General features: G+C 57.2%; 15 protein-coding genes, 1 tRNA gene and 1 pseudogene. 2 read left to right on the top strand and 15 right to left on the bottom strand.

Annotated elements, in window-relative coordinates:
• Window positions 1–190: 190 nt before the first annotated feature.
• Together OZX71_RS07455 and dapE are read right to left on the bottom strand one after the other, a co-directional pair.
• Window positions 191–3,295 (bottom strand): Rne/Rng family ribonuclease, encoded by a 3,105-nt coding sequence (locus OZX71_RS07455; protein WP_277159862.1) that lies wholly within the window; start codon window positions 3,293–3,295, stop codon window positions 191–193.
• Between the two features lie 582 nt (window positions 3,296–3,877).
• Window positions 3,878–5,065 carry a succinyl-diaminopimelate desuccinylase gene (dapE, locus tag OZX71_RS07460; protein ID WP_277159863.1) on the bottom strand — a complete coding sequence of 396 codons (1,188 nt, stop codon included), beginning with the start codon at window positions 5,063–5,065 and terminating at the stop codon, window positions 3,878–3,880.
• Window positions 5,066–5,316: 251 nt separating this feature from the next.
• Between dapE and OZX71_RS07465 the strand changes: the two genes are divergently transcribed.
• The gene (locus tag OZX71_RS07465; RefSeq protein WP_277146180.1) at window positions 5,317–6,258 is read left to right on the top strand and encodes an AEC family transporter; all 942 of its coding nucleotides are present in this window, start codon (window positions 5,317–5,319) and stop codon (window positions 6,256–6,258) included.
• Between the two features lie 89 nt (window positions 6,259–6,347).
• Here the strand turns inward: OZX71_RS07465 and OZX71_RS07470 are convergent, their stop codons facing one another.
• The 12 genes and pseudogenes from OZX71_RS07470 to OZX71_RS07530 form a co-directional block, all read right to left on the bottom strand.
• Entirely contained in the window at window positions 6,348–7,985 is a 1,638-nt protein-coding gene (locus tag OZX71_RS07470) for a Maf family protein (protein ID WP_277159864.1), read from the bottom strand.
• A gap of 85 nt (window positions 7,986–8,070) precedes the next feature.
• A pseudogene (locus OZX71_RS07475) lies at window positions 8,071–8,349 on the bottom strand (type II toxin-antitoxin system YafQ family toxin).
• Complete coding sequence (locus OZX71_RS07480) at window positions 8,342–8,611, bottom strand: type II toxin-antitoxin system RelB/DinJ family antitoxin (RefSeq protein WP_277146177.1); 270 nt, start codon at window positions 8,609–8,611, stop codon at window positions 8,342–8,344. Before OZX71_RS07480 ends, OZX71_RS07475 begins: the two are co-directional and overlap by 8 nt.
• A 164-nt stretch (window positions 8,612–8,775) precedes the next feature.
• On the bottom strand, window positions 8,776–9,054 hold the full coding sequence (locus OZX71_RS07490; RefSeq protein ID WP_277159866.1) for a type II toxin-antitoxin system RelB/DinJ family antitoxin: 279 nt from the start codon (window positions 9,052–9,054) through the stop codon (window positions 8,776–8,778).
• A 128-nt stretch (window positions 9,055–9,182) separates the two neighbouring features.
• On the bottom strand, window positions 9,183–10,337 hold the full coding sequence (locus OZX71_RS07495; protein ID WP_277160691.1) for a homoserine kinase: 1,155 nt from the start codon (window positions 10,335–10,337) through the stop codon (window positions 9,183–9,185).
• A gap of 53 nt (window positions 10,338–10,390) precedes the next feature.
• Window positions 10,391–11,773: a homoserine dehydrogenase gene (locus OZX71_RS07500; protein ID WP_277159867.1), complete on the bottom strand. Its 1,383-nt coding sequence runs from the start codon at window positions 11,771–11,773 to the stop codon at window positions 10,391–10,393.
• 307 nt (window positions 11,774–12,080) lie between these two features.
• Window positions 12,081–13,751 (bottom strand): diaminopimelate decarboxylase, encoded by a 1,671-nt coding sequence (locus tag OZX71_RS07505; RefSeq protein ID WP_277159868.1) that lies wholly within the window; start codon window positions 13,749–13,751, stop codon window positions 12,081–12,083.
• Window positions 13,752–13,928: 177 nt separating this feature from the next.
• The gene (locus tag OZX71_RS07510; RefSeq protein WP_277159869.1) at window positions 13,929–14,339 is read right to left on the bottom strand and encodes a GNAT family N-acetyltransferase; all 411 of its coding nucleotides are present in this window, start codon (window positions 14,337–14,339) and stop codon (window positions 13,929–13,931) included.
• 120 nt (window positions 14,340–14,459) lie between these two features.
• Window positions 14,460–16,337, bottom strand: a complete 1,878-nt coding sequence (argS, locus tag OZX71_RS07515; protein WP_277159871.1) for an arginine--tRNA ligase — start codon at window positions 16,335–16,337, stop codon at window positions 14,460–14,462.
• 126 nt (window positions 16,338–16,463) lie between these two features.
• Window positions 16,464–17,366: a hypothetical protein gene (locus tag OZX71_RS07520; RefSeq protein ID WP_277159872.1), complete on the bottom strand. Its 903-nt coding sequence runs from the start codon at window positions 17,364–17,366 to the stop codon at window positions 16,464–16,466.
• A gap of 45 nt (window positions 17,367–17,411) precedes the next feature.
• Entirely contained in the window at window positions 17,412–20,114 is a 2,703-nt protein-coding gene (locus OZX71_RS07525; protein ID WP_277159873.1) for a hypothetical protein, read from the bottom strand.
• 189 nt (window positions 20,115–20,303) lie between these two features.
• Window positions 20,304–21,506 carry an ATP-binding protein gene (locus tag OZX71_RS07530; RefSeq protein ID WP_277159874.1) on the bottom strand — a complete coding sequence of 401 codons (1,203 nt, stop codon included), beginning with the start codon at window positions 21,504–21,506 and terminating at the stop codon, window positions 20,304–20,306.
• A gap of 204 nt (window positions 21,507–21,710) precedes the next feature.
• Here OZX71_RS07530 and OZX71_RS07535 point away from each other — a divergent pair, with 204 nt between their 5' ends.
• A complete protein-coding gene (locus OZX71_RS07535) occupies window positions 21,711–22,064 on the top strand; it encodes a hypothetical protein (RefSeq protein WP_277146173.1) in 354 nt (117 codons plus the stop codon).
• A gap of 51 nt (window positions 22,065–22,115) precedes the next feature.
• Here OZX71_RS07535 and OZX71_RS07540 read toward each other — a convergent pair.
• Window positions 22,116–22,189, bottom strand: a tRNA-Arg gene (locus tag OZX71_RS07540).
• Between the last annotated feature and the right edge of the window lie 14 nt (window positions 22,190–22,203).

The following is a 22,203-nucleotide window of genomic DNA, read 5'->3' on the forward strand; positions in this document are numbered from 1 at the left end:
CACGTCTTCGACTTCCACGGCCAGACACCAGTCTTTTAGAGTACACCGACCCACGTACTAACGTCAATCCATACTAACGGCATGTCCCTACGTTGCGCATGGTCGGGGTGTTGTGTTCCCGATTTCACAAAAGACAAGTGAAAGCGAAACCGGGAACGTAGATTTATTACCTTATTATTTCAGCGCGATTTCAGCTTTTGTCGGCCGAAGAATCAGCAGACGAATCCGAATCGGATGCTTCTTCCTTCTCCTCGTCGTTGGCCGCCACAGCCGCCGCGGCGATCTGCGCGAGCTTGGCCTTGACCGCCGGGCTCGAACCCTTCGGCGCCTGCACCTCGGGAGCACTGCCATGGCCGTGCTTGTTGGTGTGGACGAACGGGTCGCCGCCCTTCATCGCGTACGGATCGGCGTAATCGGCGGAAATCGTGGGCTCGTCATGGAGAATGAAGCCGCGGCCCTTGCAGGTCGGGCACTCCTCGCTGAAGGCCTCCACCAGGCCCTGGCCGATGCGCTTGCGGGTCATCTGCACCAGGCCGAGCGAGGTGACCTCGGCCACCTGATGCTTGGTACGGTCACGCGCGAGGCATTCGACCAAGCGCCGCAGCACAAGATCGCGGTTGGCGGGCATCACCATGTCGACGTAATCGATCATGATCATGCCGCCGATGTCGCGCAGCCGCAGCTGGCGGGCGATCTCCTCGCTGGCCTCGAGGTTGCAGCGGGTGACCGTCTCCTCAAGCGACTTGCCCTTGCCGATGAACCGGCCGGTGTTGACGTCGATGGTGGTCATGGCCTCGGTGCGGTCGATGACGATCGAGCCGCCGCTGGGCAGGTAGACCTGACGTTCCATGCCCTTGCGAAGCTGGGAATCGATCTGCCACTTATCGAAGACGTCCTTGCCCTGATGCTCCTCGGGATCCCACTTTTCGAGGCGGTCCTTCAAGTCGGGGGCCATCGTGTCAAGATATTCCTCGATACGCTCGTAAACCGTGTCGCCTTCGACGATGAGCTTGGAGAAATCGTCGTTGAAGATATCACGCACCACACGGATGGCCACGTCGGGCTCGCCCTGCAAAAGCTTCGCGCGCTTGCCGTTGTGATAGAGCTTGCGCTTGTCCTCGATCTTCTGCCATTGACGCTTGAGATTCTCGAGGTCCTTTTTCAGCGCGTCTTCGCTGGCACCGTCGGCGGCGGTGCGGATGATGACGCCCATATCCTTCGGGGCGATCTTGGAGACAATGGACTTCAGGCGCCCACGTTCACGCTCGGGCAGCTTGCGGCTCACGCCGGTCATACCGCCGGAGGGGACAAGCACCAGGAAACGGCCTGCGAGCGTGACCTGCGAGGTCAGTCGCGCGCCCTTGTGGCCGATCGGATCCTTGGTGACCTGTACCAGAACGGGATCGCCGGATTTGAACGCAAGTTCGATGCGGCGCGGCTGGCCTTCCAGGCGCGTGGCGTCCCAGTTGACCTCGCCGGCGTAGAGCACGCCGTTGCGGGGCTGGCCGATGTCGACGAACGCGGCCTCCATGCTGGGCAGCACGTTCTGCACGCGGCCCAAGTAAATATTGCCGACGGTGGCGACCTCCTGGATATCGGAGACGTAATGCTCGACGAGCACGTTGTCTTCGATCACGGAAATCTGGGTATGTTGCCCTTTCTCGCGCACCACCATCAGGCGGTCGACGTTCTCACGACGGGCGAGGAAATCCTGCTCGATCAGCTGGTTCTGACGGCTGCGCTCGCGGCGGTTGTCGCGGCGACGCTGCTTCTTGGCCTCGAGGCGGGTGGAGCCTTCGATATCGGTGATCTCGTCGATATACTGCTGCTTGCGACTGCGGCGCGAGGTGGAACGAGACGAACCGCTTTCGCTTTCCTCGCCTTTGGAACCGCGATGACGACGACGGCGACGGGTCAGCGGCTGGTCGTCACTGTCCTCTTCGGATTCATGCCTACGGCGCCGACGGGAATCGCCGCGGTCAGCCTCGCCACGATCGTTGCGGCTATTGCGATCGTTGCGATCACCATTGCCCTTGCGGCTGCGGCGAGAACCGTGCTCTTCGCTTTCGTCCTCTTCATCAAATTCGGCATCGTCCTGATCGGCTCGCGAAGAACCACGGCCACTGCGCTCACGGCGTGTCGCCCGTTCACTGCCACGCCCACGACGCCTCGCTCTGGATTGCTCGGCTTCCACATCGTCGATGGGACGATAGGTGATGTCGTCGTCTTCGAGGTCTTCCTCGATCTGCTCGATCTCGTCGGCCGCATGACGCTCCTCGGCGTTGAGCCTGCGACGACGATGGGTGCGACGTTCGCTGCGTTCGGCGGCTTCCTCGTCATAGATGTCATCGTCATCCTCGCTCCGGCGCGAACGACGGGTCGTGCGCGAAGCATTCCGGCTTTCGTCCTCATAATCGCGGTCACGGTCATTCGACCTGCCACGTCTGGAACCCGAACGGCTCCGTCGCTCATCTTGTTCCTCGTCCGACCGTTCATCGTCGCGTTCGGAACCACGGCGCGAACGGTTGCTGCGCGTCGAGCGGCGTGAACCGCGCTCGCCGCCTTCGTCGTCCTCGTCCGCACGAGCGCGAGAACGTCGCCGAGTCGTCTTAGGCTCATCGTTTTCATCGTCTTCGCCTTCACCGGGAAGCACAGGCTCCTGGAAGAGCAGCGATGTCATCGGATGAGGGGTGTGATGGCTCTCGTGGCCTTCGGGAAGGCCTTCGACGGCGTCAATGACACGTTCCTCGGCGGTTTCGACGGCAACTTCCGTCTTTGCCTCGCTTGCCGATACGGAATCGTCGGACCTGCCACGCGACTTTGCAACACCTGTACGGCGGCTGCGGCCTGAAGCGGAAGATTTCTTCGACTCGTCATCAGACTTGCGAGTTCGGGCGTTTCGGCGAGACGTTTGAGGCCCCTCATCCGCCTCTTCATCGTCACGGGCACGACTACGCGTCCGTGTCCTTTTCGTCGTGCTGGATGACGAGTCATCCGTGCCGCGCGACGAAGCGGCCTTCCTGCCGGTTCTCGTTCCAGACGTTCTTGAACCTGCCTCGACTCCGCTTTCGTCGGATTGCTTCTCGCCACTAGCGGATTCAGCACTTTCGCGCTCTTCCACTTTCAATGCCACGGCGGCACCGGCGGCACCGGCACCACGGACTACGCGGCGGCGAACCGTACGGCGACGCGTTGCGGGCTCACTATCCGCAGATGGGGATGAAGAAGGTAAATTGGTATCGTTTTGTTTGGCGTCATCGGTTTGACCGACCCCGCCTCGGGTTACTCTGGGCACAATGCTCCTTGTCGACATGCTGCAATCATGTCGGCTTATCTTGGCCGTCTACGGCTCTCACACCGCGCTCTCACCGCGGCCACGCAACAGTTGCGTTCGTAGTCGGCAATCTAAAAGTCATTACGTTCGTCACAGCGGACACCGGCACTTGCGGATTAGCACGCAAGGGGATCAACGCCATCGGAATTCGGCAACTTGCAGAATCACCAGCTTTTATTATACGTCCACTGGGGTAGAAGTGACAACAGATGCACTATGCTGTGATCACCGACGCACCCAAATTTTATAATTCCACCCAAAACAACCCTGTTGGTGCCACCAAGTTGCCTGTATTCACGCAATTTACGGCCAATTCTCCATTTTTGGGGTATCTTGGTGCACCAAGAACACGCTAAAACGCAAAATTGATGGGCAATTCCCAAATTTTGGCGGACTTGGTGCACCAAGATACCCCAAAAAATGAAGAATTCACAAATGGCGGGGCAAACATAGGTCGTGCGCGATAAGCGCCACAACTAACCGGAAGCGCTACAACAGTCCGGCAACATTGCAACGCAGGAATCCCGGATACGCAAACGTTCGCTAACGTAGCCACTGCTCGAGGATGTCGGCAAGCAACATGAGCTGGCTGAATGGTATCTGCTCATCGGCCTTGTGCGCCAGAAGAGGGGAGCCAGCGCCGAGGTTGACGGCCGGGACGCCGATGGACGAGAAGCGGGCGACATCGGTCCAGCCGAGCTTGGCCTGGGGGGCAAGTCCCGTCTTCTCCTCGACCAGTTTGGCCAAAGAAACCGCCAACGGGGCATCCATGCCGGGGCGCGCGGACGGCGATTCGTCCTTCATCTCGATATCGAAGCCTTCGAACATGCCGCCGGTGGCCTTGTGCTCGCCGTTGCCCATCTCGGCGCCGGCATCGGCTCCCATCATCAGTGCTTTTGCGGTCGGCAGGTCCTTGTCGGGCGCGAAACGATAGTTGACGTGGATACGGCACTCGTTGGGGATGACGTTGGTGCCTTTGCCGCCGGAGATCAGGGTGGCGTTGACACCTTCGCGGTAGGTCAGACCGTCCACCTCGACATCCTGCGGCACGTAGGCGGCGAGCCGGTCGAGGACCGGGGCGGCCTTGTGAATCGCGTTCTCACCCATCCACGCGCGGGCGGAATGGGCGGCAACGCCGTGGGTGACCACGTCAAAACGCATGGTGCCGTTGCACCCGCCTTCGATGCCGCAATCGGTGGGTTCGCCGATGATCGCGAAATCGCCTTGTATCCACTCTGGGTGGGCACGCGCCACCTTGCCCAAGCCGTTCTTTTCGGCCACGACCTCCTCATGGTCATAGAAAACGTAGGTAAGGTCGTATTTCGGCGCGGTCATCGTCGCCGCGAGATAGAGCATCACCGCGTCGCTGGCCTTCATATCCGTCGCGCCGCGGCCGAACATCACGCGTTCTCCGGGATTCGCCTTCGCTACGTCACCGCGGATACGCTCGTCTCCCGGCTCGAGCCAGACCGGCGGGAAATTGTCGATGACCGGAACCGTGTCGAGGTGTCCGGCGAGCACGACCCGTTGCCCTCGCCCAAGCGAGGTGGACGCGACCACCGTGTCACCCAGACGGTGAACCGTCAGATGTGGCTGCCCGCGCAGGAACGTCTCGACCTCATCGGCGAGCGCCGTCTCGTCGTCGGAGACGGAATACGACTTCATCAATTCCTCGAACAGCCCGTTAAGCGCGGTCTCGCGCGCGGATCCCTCTTGTATCGTCAGACTCATGGCTTCTTATCCTAGCGGACCGGCATACGGATCTTCCATGTTTGCTCACATCTGCGATTCGCATGGCGCGTTCACGATTGAATGCACCATGAACGTCATGACACCATTAATCGGTAGGTATCGTGGTCAAGGTCCCATACCGGTTTTCGTGTGTTATGCCGTGAGACGTATCTTCACAAACCGGCAAAAACGAGGCATCATACTAAGGTAAACGTGGTTGATCATTAAGGCCGTGGCCAAGGGAGAGATTCATGGGTTTGCTGAGCGCGATGCAAGGGTTTGTGGTCATCGCCGTCATCATCGGCACCGGTTACGTCGCGGCACGTTTCAACATCGGCGGCCCGACCGCCCAGATGGTCCTGAACCGCTACGCGTTCTTCGTCACCAACCCGTTTTTGATGTTCGCGATCCTCTCCAAAGAGCCGATCATGGAGATTTTCCATCCCTCGATTTTCGTCGCATTCTTCTCCGCGCTGGCCGTGGGTGTGCTGTTCCTGATCCTGAACAAGATCTTCTACCATATGGGACCTGCCGATGCGACGGTGGGCGCGCTCAACTCGTTGTATCTCAATTCCAACAACATCGGCCTGCCCATCGCCACCTACATTTTGGGCAATGGGGCGCTCGTGGCACCGATTCTGGTGATGCAGCAAGCGATTTTCACCCCCATCGCCCTGACGGTTCTGGACTATACGACCACCGGCAAGATGTCGGTGAAAAAAGCGCTGATGCAGCCGTTGCACCAGCCGCTGCTGATCGGTTCGCTCGGCGGCATTCTCGTCGCGGCCATCACCGCATGGATCGGCTACTACCCCATTCCGAAATTCATCTACGACCCGGTCAACATGATCGGGCAGGCCGCGATTCCGATGATCCTGATGGCGTTCGGCATGTCGCTGCGCGGCACCAAGCCGATGCAGAACAAGAGCTCACGCTCGGCGGTCATCGCCGTCACCGTTCTGAAGAACATCGTGATGCCGATCATCGCCTTCCTCATCGCCAAATTCATCATGGGCTTCACCGGCAAGGTGCTCTACGCGTGCGTCGTGCTCGCAGCGCTGCCTGCCGGCCAGAACGTCTATAATTACGCGGCCCGCTACAATGTCGGCATGACCTTCGCCCGCGACGGCGTGCTGATCTCGACCGTTTCCAGCCCTATCGTCATCGCCATTATCGCCGCACTGTTGAGTTAGCAGCGTTACAAAAGTCGAAGATACAAATTACAAATCGCGGAATCGCGCTAATCTGCATTTATATCTTCGCCTTTTGCAACCTGAACAAATCACATATGCCGATATTCGCGCGCCAAATCGCCCAAGCGCTCGACGAAATGCGGCCAATCCGCGTTCATGGCGGTCAGCAGCTTGCGGTTGGGCACGTCCGAAACCGGAATCCACGCAATCTCCATGCTCTCGTCGTCGTTGGGATGCGGGCTGACCCTGCACCCCGGCTTCTCGAAGGCGAAAACCGTGGTGTAGGCCCAAGGGCCATGCTCCTCGCGATGCGTGCCGACCACCTCAATGTCCTCCGGGGTGATATTGGCTTCCTCGTAGCTCTCGCGCAACGCACCTTCAATCGGGCTTTCGCCGTCCGCGAGCGCCCCGCCGGGAATGCCCCATGTGCCGCCTTCCGCGCTCCACATCGCACGGTGCTGCATCACCACGTCCGTCACCTCGCCGGTCTCCTCGCTGCGGCGGGCGAGCAACACGCCGGCGGCGCCGTTCAGACCCCAGTGACGACGGCCGCAGGCGCACTGCACCCAGCCGTCGCCGGGCTGGTGAACGTTGTCTTTGGGAGGCACGATTGACGCGGCCTGCGCTTCGGCATCTGCTTTCGCCTTTGCCGCAACGGCTTTGGCCTTGTTTTTTGCCGACAACGACCTGCCGTTAGTATTACAATTTGTATCGGTCGATGAAACCGATTCGGCATCATCTGCCATGCCGTTCGCAACACTCGACGCGGTTTGCGCACTGAGTTTCGCCGCAGCCACCCTGCCGAGGCCGGCGTTCCACAGATCGGGCCACGCCACGCCCATGTTGCCGACCATGCGGCGCAGCAACGGCAGACTCAGGCCGAGCACGCCGCTCGGGTCACCGTCGACGCCGGCGATGAACGCTCCGCCGAGACCTTCCAGTGTAAAGCATCCCGCCACTTCCAACGGTTCGCCGGACGCGATATACGCTTCGATGTCACGGTCGGAATAATCGCCGAACCGCACCACGGCATGGCTGGATTCAAGCTTCTGCCGGCCGGTGGCGAAATCGATGAGGCAATGGCCGGTCCACAACTCCCCCGACTTGCCGCGCATCGCGCTCAGCCGTTCCCGCGCAACCTCCGGCGTATGCGGTTTGCCCAACGCGACGCCCTCGAAAAGGAACATGGAATCGCAGCCGATGATCAGCGGGCCGACCTTGGCGTCGGCAAATCCCGGATGCTCGGCCAGGGCCCGCTCCATCGGTTCGGCCTCGGTGGGCACCTCGACACCAGAGAAATCTCGGGTCAAGGTCGAATGATGATCATAAACCTTCTCACCGTATTGATCGGTGTTGCCGTTGCCCGCACCCGCGCTGCCGTCACCTGCGACGGAACCGTTGCCGACACTTGCGTTGCCCGATCCGGCATCCGCAGCACCCTCGGTGCGCAGCGGGAAAGCGGTCACCTGCTCGCCGTCGGCGTTTCGGGCGGCTTCGGCGACCTGAAGATAGGCCTGATAGACGCTGCGCGCCTTGGCCTGCGCCAATATCATCACGCGCTGCTCGCAACTGAGGTCGTCGACCGCAACCCCCCGCGCCTTTGCCTCGGCAGCCACCGCAGCGGGTTCATCGACATGCGAGACGTGAATAATCGGAGAAATGCCGGCGGCATTGAGCACATTGCGCCGCGAAGGCGACTGCGAGGCAAGAATCAGCGGAATCGACATAACACTCCAAAGTTGCGGAAACCCAAAAGAATCGGTTCCTTCATGCTACTCGTCCTCGTGGAGGTTACCTAGCCTGTTAAAAACGCTATAACAACTCGTCGTGACTCCCAGTACGCATCATCGTAATGAGAAGCTCGGTACCATCGATACGATAAATCAGCAGCCAGTCGGCGGCAATGTGCAACTCGCGGTACTATCGAAGATTCCCTTTGAGCTGGTGATCACGATATCTGCGACGCAATGTATCGGTATCTCCCTGCGCAAGAACGTGGAAGACCTTATACAGCCTCCCCATTTCGTAATGTTTCCGTTTCAGGCGCTTAGCATCACGCAGAAACTCCTTGGAAAGGGAGATCTCATACATCTTCAATCATCCTTTGGGCGGCATCGGCATCCCCGGCGTAAACAAATCCGCTGTTCTCGGCCTTACGCACCGCCTTTTCCAACGGCGTCAGCGACATCGGGCGGAAAGGCATGCCACCTTCCTTGACGGCCTGCGAAAGAAACATGTTGATGGCAGCACTCAAATCAATGCCCATACCTGCGAATACCTTGACGGCCTGCTCCTTCAACGTCTTGTCCGTGCGCACCTGAATACGCGTCTGCTGTGCTGCTGTGTGAGCCATAATAACCACCTTATATACGATATTGGAGTCTTTTGTCGGTATAAACGACTCCATTATAAGCATATTATCATTTAGAAATTCGAAAACCGGCCACCTTGTCGCTTTGCACAATCACAACCGGACGAGGTTTGCTGGCGTATCCGTCAGCCCGTACCGTCCAGATTTCACCGCGTTTCATCCATCATCCTTCCCGCCATTCGAGAAGCGAAATCCGTCGCTTCGGACTCGGAAGCAAAAGGCTCGACTTCGTCGATGTCGCGCTCCAACGGTGTCAGGCTAGCACGGAAGGGAAGGCCGCCGTCACGCACCGATTGTGCCAGAAACATGTTGATGGCAGTGCCCATGTCAAGCCCGAGTTTGTCGAACAGCTCCGTGGCCTGGTCCTTGAGGGTTTTCTTTGTCCTGATCTGAATACGAGAGATACCTTGTGCAGCCTGTGCCATGTTCATTCCTTGCCTAATCAATAAACCCAATTACTGTTTAATTATAGACAGAATTGAGTCATTTTGGCTCATAAAGAACAAAATATAAGCAGAATAGCCTTCAATGCTGAGATTGCACTAATCCACATTCAGTTCGGTTCGATTTCAACCTCGACCTCAACGCCCCGCGGGCTGACGGGAAGGTGCAGGACGCGCCAGTGACCGCTTGACAGTTCGGCGGCGGCGATGTTGTCGATTTGCGCGGCGGCATCGCCGTAGTGAAGCACTAGTACGCACGGGCCGGCTCCTGAGACCGCGGCGGCGAAACCATGCGTACGCAACGTTTCGATCAATTTCCAGGAAGGTTGCATCAAGGATTTGCGATAGGGTTGATGAAGCCTGTCTTGCGTGGCGGCGAACAGCATGGCGTTGGAACGCGAGGCGATGGCGGAATCATCGACGAGATCATCGCCGGCATCATGAACGGATGGGGCGACACTTGGCGATTGGCCAGCGGAATCGTTCACAAGACTCACCGGATTCATCGCGGCCGGAAGCAGCGCAACGCGGGAAACGTTGAACACCGCGTCGGCGTACGGCAACTTCTGCGGCAGGGCCTCGCGCGCCTTTTGCGTGGAAAGCTCGAAATCCGGGACGAAGACGGCAGCGGTCATGGCTTTCGACACCGGGTAGTTGACGGTATGAAACCCGGCACGCAGCGGCTCGCCACCGGGAATACCTACAGATCCCACACCTTCCGCCGTCTTGAAATTCCATGAAACCGTGAGCCCGCCGTAAACTGCGGGGGCCACGTTATCGGGATGGCCTTCCATCGAGGCGGCCATCTGGAAAATCGTCTCGCGGTTGAAGTCGGCGTCACCCTGTGCGAAAGCGGCCGCGGCCGCGATGCCGGCGACGATGGCCTCGGCCGACGAACCCATGCCACGGGCCTGCGGAATGTTGTTATACGCCTCTAAAGTAAACCCGAAACGACGCAGGCCGAACGCCTCGCACGCGCGACGAAAGGCCGAAACGACCAGATGCGTCTCGTCGCGGGGCAACGTGTCCTCGCCCTCGCCGTGAATGATCACCTTGGCAGCAGTGTTTGAAAAGCCGTCTGACTTGCCTTGATTACCATGGCTGCTTTGATTGCCTGTTTGGTTATCGCCCAATTCATCTTCATTGATAGTAAAAGTGAGCTCGTCGTGATAATCCAGCGCCAAACCGACAGCATCGAAACCTGAACCGAGATTCGCGCTCGTGGCGGGCACCCGCACCTTGACCTGCTTGACTTTCGGCATCATCCCCGCCATATTGTTCCCCTCACTTGGTCATGGTTGCTCAACGGCGAATCCGCTCACATCTCGCGCAAGATCGAGGGCTCGCCAATCACGAAATCGAACTTGCAAACATCCTCGACCGTTTCGCGCAACTTGGTCTCGTTGCATTGATGCGTCACCACGCGCAGGGTCTGCTGCTCACCCGAATAGCCGGGATCGTGCGGAGTCGGCTTCAGATCCTGGTTGATGCCGTTGATGGAGACGTTGTGGTCGGCAAACGTCTTGGAAATCGCGGCGAGGATACCTGGGCGGTCGCAGATGCGGAAACGGACGGCGAACGCGGCGCGCGAAGTGCTCAACGGAGCCTTGGGTAGGTTTTGGTACATCGAAATCTGCGGACCGGTGCCGCCTTGGACGATATGGCGGGCGACAGTGACGATGTCGCCCATCACCGCCGAAGCGGTAGGAGCGCCGCCTGCGCCACGACCGTAGAACATCAGGTCGTCGGCCGCCTGCGCGTGCACGAACGCCGCGTTATAGCTGCCGTGAACGCTGGCAAGCGGATGATTGTCGGGGATAAGCGCCGGGTAGACACGCGCGGACACGCCATGCTCACCATTGACCACGACGGCGAGCAGCTTGATGACCTTGTGCTCGGCCTGTGCCAACGCGATGTCGTCGGCGGTGATGTTGGTGATGCCCTCCGTCGTGACATCATCGATGCTCACCGGAGTATGGAACGCGAGCGAGGCGACAATGGCCGCTTTGTTCGCAGCATCCTCGCCCTCGACGTCGCCGGTCGGATCGGCCTCGGCGTAGCCCTTGGCCTGCGCGTCCTTCAGTGCCACCTCGAAATCGAGGCCTTTGGTGGTCATTTCGTCAAGAATGTAATTGGTCGTGCCGTTGAGAATGCCCAGAACGCTGGTGACCTTGTCGCCGACCAACGATTCACGCAAGGGACGGACCAGCGGAATCGCGCCGCCCACGGCAGCCTCGAAGTAGATATCGACGCCGTCTTCCTCTGCGGTGCGGTAGATTTCCGGACCGTATTTCGCCAGCAGCGCCTTGTTCGCGGTGACCACCGATGCGCCGCTTTCAAGGGCCTTCAAGACCAGCGACCGGGCAGGCTCGAGGCCGCCGATGAGCTCGACCAGGATGTCACTGTGGGTGGCGACGTATTTGGTATCGGTGGTAAGAAGCGTTTTGTCGATCCAAGGGAAGGCAACCTTTTCGGGATTGCGGCAGGCGATTCCCGTAATTTCGAGTGGCTGGCCGATGCGTTGCTGGAGTTCTTCCTTTTGCTCGGTCAGGATTCTGGCGACCTGCGAGCCGACGGTGCCCACACCGAGCAACCCCACGCGTATCGGGGTCGAGCTGTCGTGAATGCCTTTGGGCAACACTTCCACCTGACCGTCTTCATCCTGAGCGCGCCGTTGCGCCGAACTGTTCACCTGGCCCATACCACTCTCCCACTCAACCGCTTTTACTGCATCAAACATGCCTAGCCTTATCAATCCTAGAAAATGAATCCGACAGGAGTCTGTCCCCATAACCTCGTCGCCACGCTACACTCGAATATCGCCGATATCATTGCAACTTGTTAGATGTCGCTTTTTACTTGCTTGCTGACGTTAAGCAAGTAAAAAGTCACACTTAGCCACCCTAAAAGTTGCTTTTTACTTAGCTGGCACCAGCAAGCAAGTAAAAAAGCGACACAAAACGAATAATTTCGTTTCGGACTGTTGCATTCAGCCTATGGCAGCTGGGTCAGCTGACGTCGAGGGCGAGCAGGTCGTCGATGGTCTGGCGGCGGAGCATGAGATGCGCATCTTTGCTGCTGACGGCCGCCACGGCGGGAATCAGCGCTTGGTTGTAATTGCTGGCCATCGTGCGGCCGTAGGCTCCGGTGACGGGAATCGCGAGGATATCGCCACGTTTGAGACTGCGGGGCAGGCGGCATTCGTGCACGAGGATGTCACCGGATTCGCAGTGCATGCCGACCACTCGGGCGAGCATGGAATCCTTGAGATTGCCGTTTTCGTCGCGTTCGCCGCCGCGGTCGCGGTTGGCGAGCAGGGCCGTGTAATCCGCGCCGTAGAGCGCCGGGCGGATGTTGTCGCTCATACCGCCGTCGACCGAAACGTAGGTGCGTTCGGCGATGGGATTGCCGGCTGCGTCTTTCGTGCCCTTTGGCAGCATGACGCGCTTGATGGTACCGACGCGGTAGAGCGTGACGCCTGCGGGAGCGACAATCCAGCGGCCGGGCTCGAAGGAGATGACCGGAGCCGGCATGCCCAGCGCCTTGTTGATCGAGGTGACGGCCTGGGCCAGGCGCCCGAGCTCGGCGTCGATGTCCATGGAATCCTCGGCGTCGGTGTAGGCCACGGAATAGCCGCCGCCCAAATCGACCTCGGGCAGGGTGTAGGCATCGGTGGCGTAGAAGGTCTTGCGTAAGAGCATCATGCGCCGCGCGGCTTCGATGAAGGCGTTGGCGTCGTGAATCTGGGAGCCGATATGCGAATGGATGCCGACCAGCTCGAGATCGTCCTGGCGGGAGTAGATGTCTTTGAGCACCGCGAGCGCCGGCCCGTCCGCCACAGCGTTCATGGCTTCGGCCAGTTCGCGGTCAGCATCGGAGACTTTGACGTGGCTCATGTCGTAGGGATATTTGATGGAGTAATCGAGCTTACGACCGCTGCCGTTTGCGGGATCGTTGGCTGCGGCTGCGACCGCGTCGGCGGCGACCGAGCCTACGTGGCTCTGCGAAACAGAACCGTCGGCATTCGCGGTGGAATCATCGGTATTACCATTACCGGCGTTCACATCGCCGAGCGAGCCCAAGATATCGAGCACTTCCGGGCCGACACCGGCCGGCAGCAGCGGCACGCCGAATTTCTGGTCTTCGTGGGCGGTGGAGATGTATTCGTGGCCACCGGCGTGGATGCCGGAGGTGACGCGCAGCATGACGCGGGCACGCTTGCCGAGACGGTGCGCGATGGCGGCGATGCGTGCGGGCTCGTCGGCCGAGTCGACGACGATCTTCGAGAATCCTTCACGAACGGCCAGCTCGATCTCCTCGTCGGATTTGTTGTTGCCGTGCAGCACGAGACGGCGCCCGGGGACGCCGGCGGCGAGCGCGATTTTGATCTCCCCCATCGAGCAGGTGTCGACGGACATGCCGGCCTGCGTGACGATGCGCACGACCTCCTTGGAGAGGAACGCCTTGCCCGCGAAGCTGACGTGGGTGGTCGAGGTGTTGAACGCGTCAGCGGCGGCACGCACGAATTTGCGCGCACGGGCACGCACCTCGTCGGTGTCGATCAGATAGAGCGGCGATCCGAACTCGTCGAGCAACGATGCAGCGCTGTGCCCGTGGAAAGTCAGTTCGCCGTCACTATTGAATGCTGTCGCTTCCGGCCAAATCGGAGTGATACCCATATCGTTCGTCCCCTTTTTCTTCGTCTGTCGCTGGTTTGAAGCTCTACCTAACGATAGCGAATCGCGGTGAAAATGGTGGAATCATCTCAACACAGCGATTTACCTATTGAGCTCGCACAGAGATCAGTCGAAAATCGCAATATCCTGTGCACTTGGCAGAACCAACGGCAAGTCCACTCATCCATTGCAAATCTGCATGGCTACGCCATCTTGCATGATTTCGAACCCGTGTTTTTGATAGAACGCCGCGTTTTTGCTTTCCTCCGGCATGACTTCGATGTAGAAGTAATCGGAGTAACGTTGCTTGACCATTTCAACCATATGACCGGCAATGCCTCTGCCCTGATATTTGGGATCGACCAGAACGTAATGCATATAGGCCATCATCGCCCCGTCATCCAAAACGCGCACCAGCCCGGCAAGCCGATCGCCGTCCCACGCCGAAAAGACCGTGGAAGAACCCATCAAGGCCTTGTACAAACGTTCCGGGTACTTTCCGGAAACCCAGTCGACGGAAAGGAAAAGACGCTCGACCTGCGCCTGTGTGAAACATTTTTCGTCCGTGAATTTGATGGTTTCGTCGGCCATATTCTCTCCTTTGTTCTTCCCTATCGCCTATCCGCGTGCAAACAATGATAAATACCGTATAAAGAAATCGGCCGCGTCATTCCACAATGGAAAACGTGGCCGATTTAACGCCAATCAGTACTACATCTTGTCGGGGGCGGTGACGCCGAGCATCGCCAGGCCGGAGGCGATCACGCGCTGGACCGCGTCGTTCAACTGCAAGCGTGCGGCGGCACGGGCCGGTTCCGGGCACTTGGCGACGCGCTCGGCCTCGTCCATCTTGCGCTCGTCCAAGCCGGTCAGTTCCATCGGCACCACGCGCTCGAGGTTGTACCACTTGTGGTACGTGCCGGCGAGCGATTCGAGGTAGTGCGCGATCTTGTGCGGGGCGCGCAGGTCGCCGGCGTCGGTGACCACGGACGGCCACTGGGCCAGCGAGCCCAGTACCTCGCCGTCGGCAGGAGTGTCGAGCAGCGACAGGTCGGCGGCGTTGGTGTCAATCTTCGCCGCCTCCGCGTTGCGGTCGACGTTGCAGCTGCGCGCGTGCGCATACTGTACGTAATACACCGGGTTCTCGTTGGTGTGCGAGGCGAGCACGTCGAGATCGATGTCGACGCTGGTGTTGTAGTCGGTTCGGGCCAGCGAATAGCGCGCTGCATCCACGCCCACGGCCTCCACAAGGTCGTCGATGGTGACGACGTTGCCGGCGCGCTTGGACATGCGCACGGCCTTGCCGTCCTTCATCACGTTGACCATCTGACCGATGAGGATCTGCATGTTGACGTTTTGCTTGTCACCGAACGCGGCGCACATCGCCATCATGCGGCCGATATAGCCGTGGTGGTCGGCACCGAGCATGTAGATGGCCACGTCAGCTGGATTCACCTCGCGGTGGCGCTTGTCGTAATAATAGGCGATGTCGGCAGCGAAGTAGGCATACTCACCGTTGGACTTGATAATGACGCGGTCCTTGTCGTCGCCGTGCTTGGTCGAGGCGAACCAGGTGGCCCCGTCCTTTTCGTAGATGTCGCCGTGCTCGCGCAGCCAGGCGATGGCCTTTTCGACGGCGCCGTCCTGATAAAGGCTGTTCTCGTGGAACCACACGTCGTAATTGACGCGGAAATCCTTCATCGACTGCTGGATCTCGGCGAACATCATCGGCACCGCGCGCTTGCGGAACTCCTCGCGCTGCTCGGAATCGCCCTCGCCGAGCGCATTGCCGTCCTTGTCCTTGCCGCCGTCGACGCGGGGCAGTGCGAGCACATCCACGCCGTCCGCCTTGGCCTCGGCGATCACGCGGTCGGCGATCTCGTTGATATACGTGCCTTTGTAGCCATCGGCCGGGGTTTCCTCACCGTGGGCCGCAGCCACCAGCGACTTGGCGAAGCGATTGATCTGCTCGCCGTGGTCATTGAAGTAGTATTCGCGCACGACCTTGGCGCCGTTGGCCTCGAGCACGCGGGCCATGGAGTCGCCGGTCGCCGCCCAGCGCACGCCGCCGATATGAATCGGGCCGGTCGGGTTGGCCGAGACGAATTCAAGGTTCAGCGTCTTGCCGGCCAAATGGTCGTTCAGGCCGAACTTGGTGGAATGTACGGTTTTCGCGGTAGAAGTGGTGGTATCGCTATCCTTGCCCTTCCAGACCTCGACGCCCTTATCGACGGAATCGACGTCGACGGCCTGGTCCAGAATCTGCGAGACCACGGCGGCCGCGGAGGCCGAATCAAGCGTGATATTGATGAAACCGGGCCCGGCCACCTCGACGGAGGCGATGCCATCGGCGTCACGCAGTTTGGCGGCGAACGCCTCGGCCAGATCGCGTGGCTTCATACCAGCCTTCTTGGCCAGCTGCATCGCCACGTTCGACGACCAGTCGCCGTGCGCGCGGTCCTTCGGCCGCATCACAGCCAGCTTCTCGACCGGCGGCACCAGCTCGTCGCTCAGCTCGCCGGCCTGACCGGCCGCAACCAGCCCATGTGCAATATCAGAAATAAGTTCACTCAACGCTTCAGGATTCATGCACCTCAGTCTAGCGTGTCGAGTGAACCAACTGGGCCCCAGCCAAAATAGCTGGGGCCCAAGTCTATAGTATCGCGGTTTTTCAACCGGCTAATTGTATTATATAGTTAATCTATTGACGAATCATCAGGAAACCTTGAACCAATCCGATTGCACATATTCTTCGAGATGATTGTTGCGATTTTCGACGAGCTTAGATATGGCATCCAAATCCGCAGCTGTCATTAGTCGCGGTTCCTCGTTCTGTGAACCTTGAGAATCTGGGACTTCGGCACAACCCTTAGTAAGGTCAAAACCCTGTATCGATTCGTCGGCCAAAGCAGTTCCGAAACCGAGCCGCTTGGCATCAGACGGTTCGCAATACCAAGAGAAATCACCATTCAAAACGGCGTTCTTTACTTGTACAACACCCGTCTTGAGCGCGGCGTAAAGATTGAGAATATTCTCTTGGTAAAACATGTTCTTGGCCACATTGCAGTGGCACGGTATCAAAATAATATCGCCAAGCGTATGGGTAAGACCGACGTAACGAGCGAGCGCCGTCCGTGTTACATCGTCATGTTCATCGAGACGAGATTCCAACGAATCGACCACGAAATCCACGTAGTCAAAGCCATACTTCTGTAGCTTGTAGTTGGTCACCGAATCCTCAGTAGCTGGAATATCATATTTCTTCCTGATATCAGCGTCTGCGCCAGACCGTTTGATAAAACCCTTGATAATCTGGAAAGCCGAGAAACACGTATCGGTTTCGACCATATTTCCGTCTTGATCATTGAGCTTTATCGTACGGCCTCGATCCTGCGTGAGCTCGGATTCATCGACCAATCCCAACTTCAACAGCAACCGCTTTTCGACCGACATCACTGTCGGCCAGCAATCGGCGTCGAGGCTCCAACCATTCTGGTCATTGATTGCCTTGTAATAGAGAAACTTTTTGATGGGATCTTGCTGGGCCCACATGGATTCCAAGTCGTTGGAGATTGGCGCATCCGCACTAACTAAATAATCTTTTAAATCAATATTCATGTTTCCTCCCACAACACTTTTAATAACCTTCAGAGTTTATAAAAATCAGCACTTATCTAAGTTGGTTGCCACAATGTGCTGTCTACCGATTTGCTCACCATGTTCATTTCGTGCCTTACCGAAATCAACTTCGTATACCGTTTTCAAACTTACATTGCTGCTCTTAAAATCTGACTTAACTATGCCATGGGCACCTTTTGGCACAAGTACCCACGCAAAATCCGAGAGATCTTTATTGCAAACGCAACGCTCGTTAAACTTGAATGTGTGCTTAGCAAGCTCTTTGGCACTAGCTTCTTGTTTAGCCATTTCCTCTTTCGAAGGCTTACGTGCCCGGTCATCGTGCGAGGTACTTGACGACGATTCCGATTGGCTATCACTGACATTCCCCACTTTGACCACCAGCCAGAATATCAACGCAAATACCGCCAATGCGATAACCGTGTACACCAGAGGGATCAGGTTTTCAATCAGCAAAAACGCCAACGGCACAGCCGCATAGACAATGCCCGCAGACAACAGCACGAAGCCGACCAGTTTCCGCGAAGCTTTGAGAAACAGCGGGAACACAATCAGAAGAATCAGGACGATAATCAAAGCAACGATATAAGCCCCGACAAGGCCTCTCTGCTTATACAGCAAATTGACCACGGACAGGAACCCTCGGGATTCAGAGGATTTCAATGTCGCCCTGTCCGCAAGATAGTGCTTATTCGTGTCCGTATACCAAAGAGCCAAAACAAGCGGAATCATTGCTAGGACCACAAAAATCGCCACAAGGACAATCGCCATAATCCGCAACGGCTTGCCCTTCCTGTCGTATCTGCCCGCTCGGAAGAATTCGACGTACGCCAGCAGATATGCAAGCAGGAACAGAAGCAAAGTTGCATTACGCACAACCGCGCTGCTATACACCGGTGAAGTCACGCCTTTGTACGAGCTCACAAAGCCGCTCATCGAGAAAAGTTCTGAAGTCGCGTGCGAAATCTGATGGGCAAAAAGACCGGATGTGAACAGCTCGACAAAGCCGATAAGGAACGTAAACGCAGCCACTACAACGGCCAGCGCGGCAAAGCTCTCGCTCAAGCAGGCGATTGGATTTGCGCCGAACGCAGTCGCATAGCCATCCGCCACATCCGGGAAGGCGTCCTTGACGTAGCGCGGCAAACCAGCAAATTCACTTGGCTCACCCTGCAAACGAGCATCACGCTGGGCAGTCGCCATCGACGGTTGCTTCTTGGCTTTTCTGAATATCGGCTTGGACTTCTTTGCTTTGACTGTCGTCGATTGACGATTTTCGGCCTTCCGCTGTCCGAATATCCGCGGTTCAGTATGCGGATTTTCGTTCACGCCCTTATCAGGTTCTGGCTCTTTCATGAAGTCAATATCATTCGGGTTGAGCTTCAGCACGCTTTGCCTAGATGGTTGCGCTTCATGCTTTTGCCGAGCCGACCGGCCACCGCTGAACCCTTGGGCGATAGGAGGCTCATCAATCAAATGGATATCCGAACGAGGCGATGAAGGAACAGCAGTTGACGGCACGCTACGGTTAATCGTTGAAGTCTTGGGCAAAGGAACAGCATTCATCGAGATAACGTGGCTGTTCGCCGGAATTGTGTGCAGTGGAACAGCGTTCACTGGCACAACCGGATTACTTGTTGGAGTGTGCGACAAAGGAACAGCGCTTGCTGGCACAACATGAGTGTTGTTCACCGAAGACTGCGGCAGAGGTACAGCACTCATTCGCTTTGAAGGCGACGCGAGCGAAGTCGGCGCCTCAGACGTCTTTCCGGCACCGGGCAATTCCCGGCTCAGTTCATTGATGCGTTTCTGAAAATTCCTATTGCCCGTCAAGGCGGGATTAAGCCGTTCGACAATGCGCAATCCACGGAATTCTATCAGCGAATTGACCGTCCGGAGATAGCGATCAAGCTGTTGCCCCCGGCTTCCCGAACCACGGCCATCCAGCGATATCGGCTTGCCTTCGCTGTCGAAGTAGCAATCGAGCAGATAGGCTTCCTTGTGCTGCCCAATCCAGTCGCGCCACTGCTTGCGCACCTCCTCATTGTGCAAGCTGGCCGGAACGTTTCCTTTGCCGTATCCATAAAGCCAGGAAAGCAACATGTCGGGACGACCATTAAAGCAATCCATTTGCGCTGAAAAATAGCCTAGGGACTCGTTTGACCGTTCGAGGCGCCCCTGACGAGGCCCATCCATGAAATTGCCGATGGTATGGACCAATCTGGCAAATTTCTTGAGTTGACGGTTGTCGTTCACTTTCGAGAACTCAGAAAATCGGTCAATGAAATTCTGATAATACGGTTTCCCAATATTCGCATGCGGATAATCAGAGGAAAACTCGCCCCATAAGGCCCTGCCAAACATATTAATCAGCTGCGAACTGCCGGATCCGTCCCGGTTCCAGCCAAGCACAGAATAAGCACGCAGCGCGGAAGGGGCCGATATACAGAAAAACGGATCAACTCCTCGCTTGATGGCTTCCACGCTAAGGGTAATATTCTTCAGCCAATTGAGTATCGACTGATTGTCGTCAAATGGACCGTTGTTGGCGACGAACGCATATTTGTCCAAGATAGCTTGCCCGTCTTTGGCAGCAGCGGTAAGTCTTGGCTCGTAATAGCCATATGCCTCGCATTTGAAATCGTAAAAGACAGCCTCCTCGATATCTTTTATTGTCGAAGCCGTTCCAAGCCTTTCCACCAAAGAATCAAAATCCAACGTGCTCACTTCTCCTTGCTTCTTTGAGTAAAGTATTTCATCCTATCAGCACAACGGACAAATACACACAAGGAACGTCATCATCTACTCACAAATGTCGTAAACCGAGCAACCAAAACCAACACCTTCCGGCTGCCATAGAGTGGCATACCAGCCGTCATGGAACTTCCATCATTCTCATACTCAATCAATCCCTACCTACTCCAGCAACCAATCGACCAGATTGATGCCGCGGATGCCGTCGACGCTGTAGGGGAACTCGTCGAGAGAAAGCACCGTCTTGCGATAGTTGTCATCCATCTTGGCCAATACCCCGAACTCACGATTCCGCGTCTGCTCGTCGGCGACCAGATACGAGACCTGAAAATATTCGGTCTCGCCATTGCGACGTGCGACGAAATCGACCTCCGCATCTCCCACTTTGCCGACGTTGACCTTATAGCCCCGGCGCAAAAGCTCAACGTACACAATGCCTTCCAGCACCTGGTCGATGTTCGCGGCATTGTCAAGACCAAGAGCCTGACGCAACCCCTGGTCGACGACATAATATTTATCGTTAAACGATAGCATTTTTCTGCCGACCGTATCCTCGCGACGGACGCGATACAGAAGATACGCCTGCGCGGCAGCCTCAAGATAATTGGCCACCGTTGCCGCACTGACCTTGCGCTGCTCGCTTTTCAGGTAATCGGAAATACGTTTGGTCGTCAAAAGATGTCCTTCTTCGGCTACGGCGTAGCGCACGATTCGCTCGAGCATATCCACATCGCGGATATCATTACGCTTGACCACATCCTTCAGCAGAATCGTCGAGAACAGATCATCCAAGTAATGCAACGAAGCATCCCGGTCAAAATCAAGCTCATTCTGGAAAGGGAACCCACCCTGAACCGCATACGCACGGAACGCTTCCCGCTTGTCCGCCTTGGGATGAGCAACGCGATACGCCGGCTCGAATTCCTTGAACGAAAGCGGGAAGACCTCGATGGTCACGTAGCGGCCGGTGATGAACGTCGCCAAATCGCTGGAGAGCACACTCGCGTTGGAACCTGTGATATAAATGTCGGCATCGCAATCCACCATGAACGCGCGCAAGGCACGTTCCCAATGCTCGACTTCCTGAATCTCATCGAGGAACAGGCACACAGGTTTCTTGGTATCGATGCGCTCATACACATATTGCGTGAGGTCCCTGTCGTTTTTGACATCGGCCAGCTGCGCGGATTCAAAACGCAGATGGAGCATATTGGCTTCGGCAGCACCCTGCGACAGCATGTGCCGCTTCAGCAAATACAACAGCGTCGACTTGCCGGAGCGCCTGACGCCGGTAAGCACTTTGATGATGTTCTTGCCAACGTACGGCTTGATGCGTTCAAGATATGCGGGCCGTTCAATGACCATAAGTCCTCTTTACTTTCACCTGTACTTTAAACTTTACTATATAATCCAAAAAGTTTAAAGTATACTGAAAACTTTTCTTTTTTTTGGGATTGTTTCACTTATACTTATAATTTTTTGCATGTTCGTAAAAGCCTTGGCTCGTTCTTCATAATCGAGAGATATCATGATCGTGATATCCAACCAACCCTCCAAGAAGAAGGAATCATGGGAATTCTGAATGGCGGAATCAAAGCGGAACGCCACACATACGCAACGAAGCCCGAAGAGACCTACAACGTTATGCTCAATTTGCTACGCGGCAGCAAAACCTTCACGTTGAAAGCCCGCAACGACGAGAAGCAGGCGTGCATCTTCACCACCGGCGTCACCGCGTTCGCGTGGGGCGAAGACCTCGTGGCGACCGTGGACGAGGCCGAAGGCGGATCGAGCGTGAGCGCGTTGGTGCGTTCCAAGACGAAGCGCGCGCCGCTCACCCAGATTCATAAGAACAAAAAGGACATCAAGCTGTTCTTCAGCGAACTTGATCAAAAGCTGGAACCATCGATTTGCGCACAATAACCGCAGACAGACCGCAGGCAGACCGCAGCCAGTAAGTCATCGGCAATTTTGTGGGCCCAACGGGATTCGAACCCGCGACCTTTCGCTCCGGAGGCGAACGCTCTATCCAGCTGAGCTACGGACCCAAACAACAGGTTTC

It is taken from the genome of Bifidobacterium sp. ESL0764 (assembly GCF_029395515.1).
Taxonomy (GTDB): domain Bacteria; phylum Actinomycetota; class Actinomycetes; order Actinomycetales; family Bifidobacteriaceae; genus Bifidobacterium.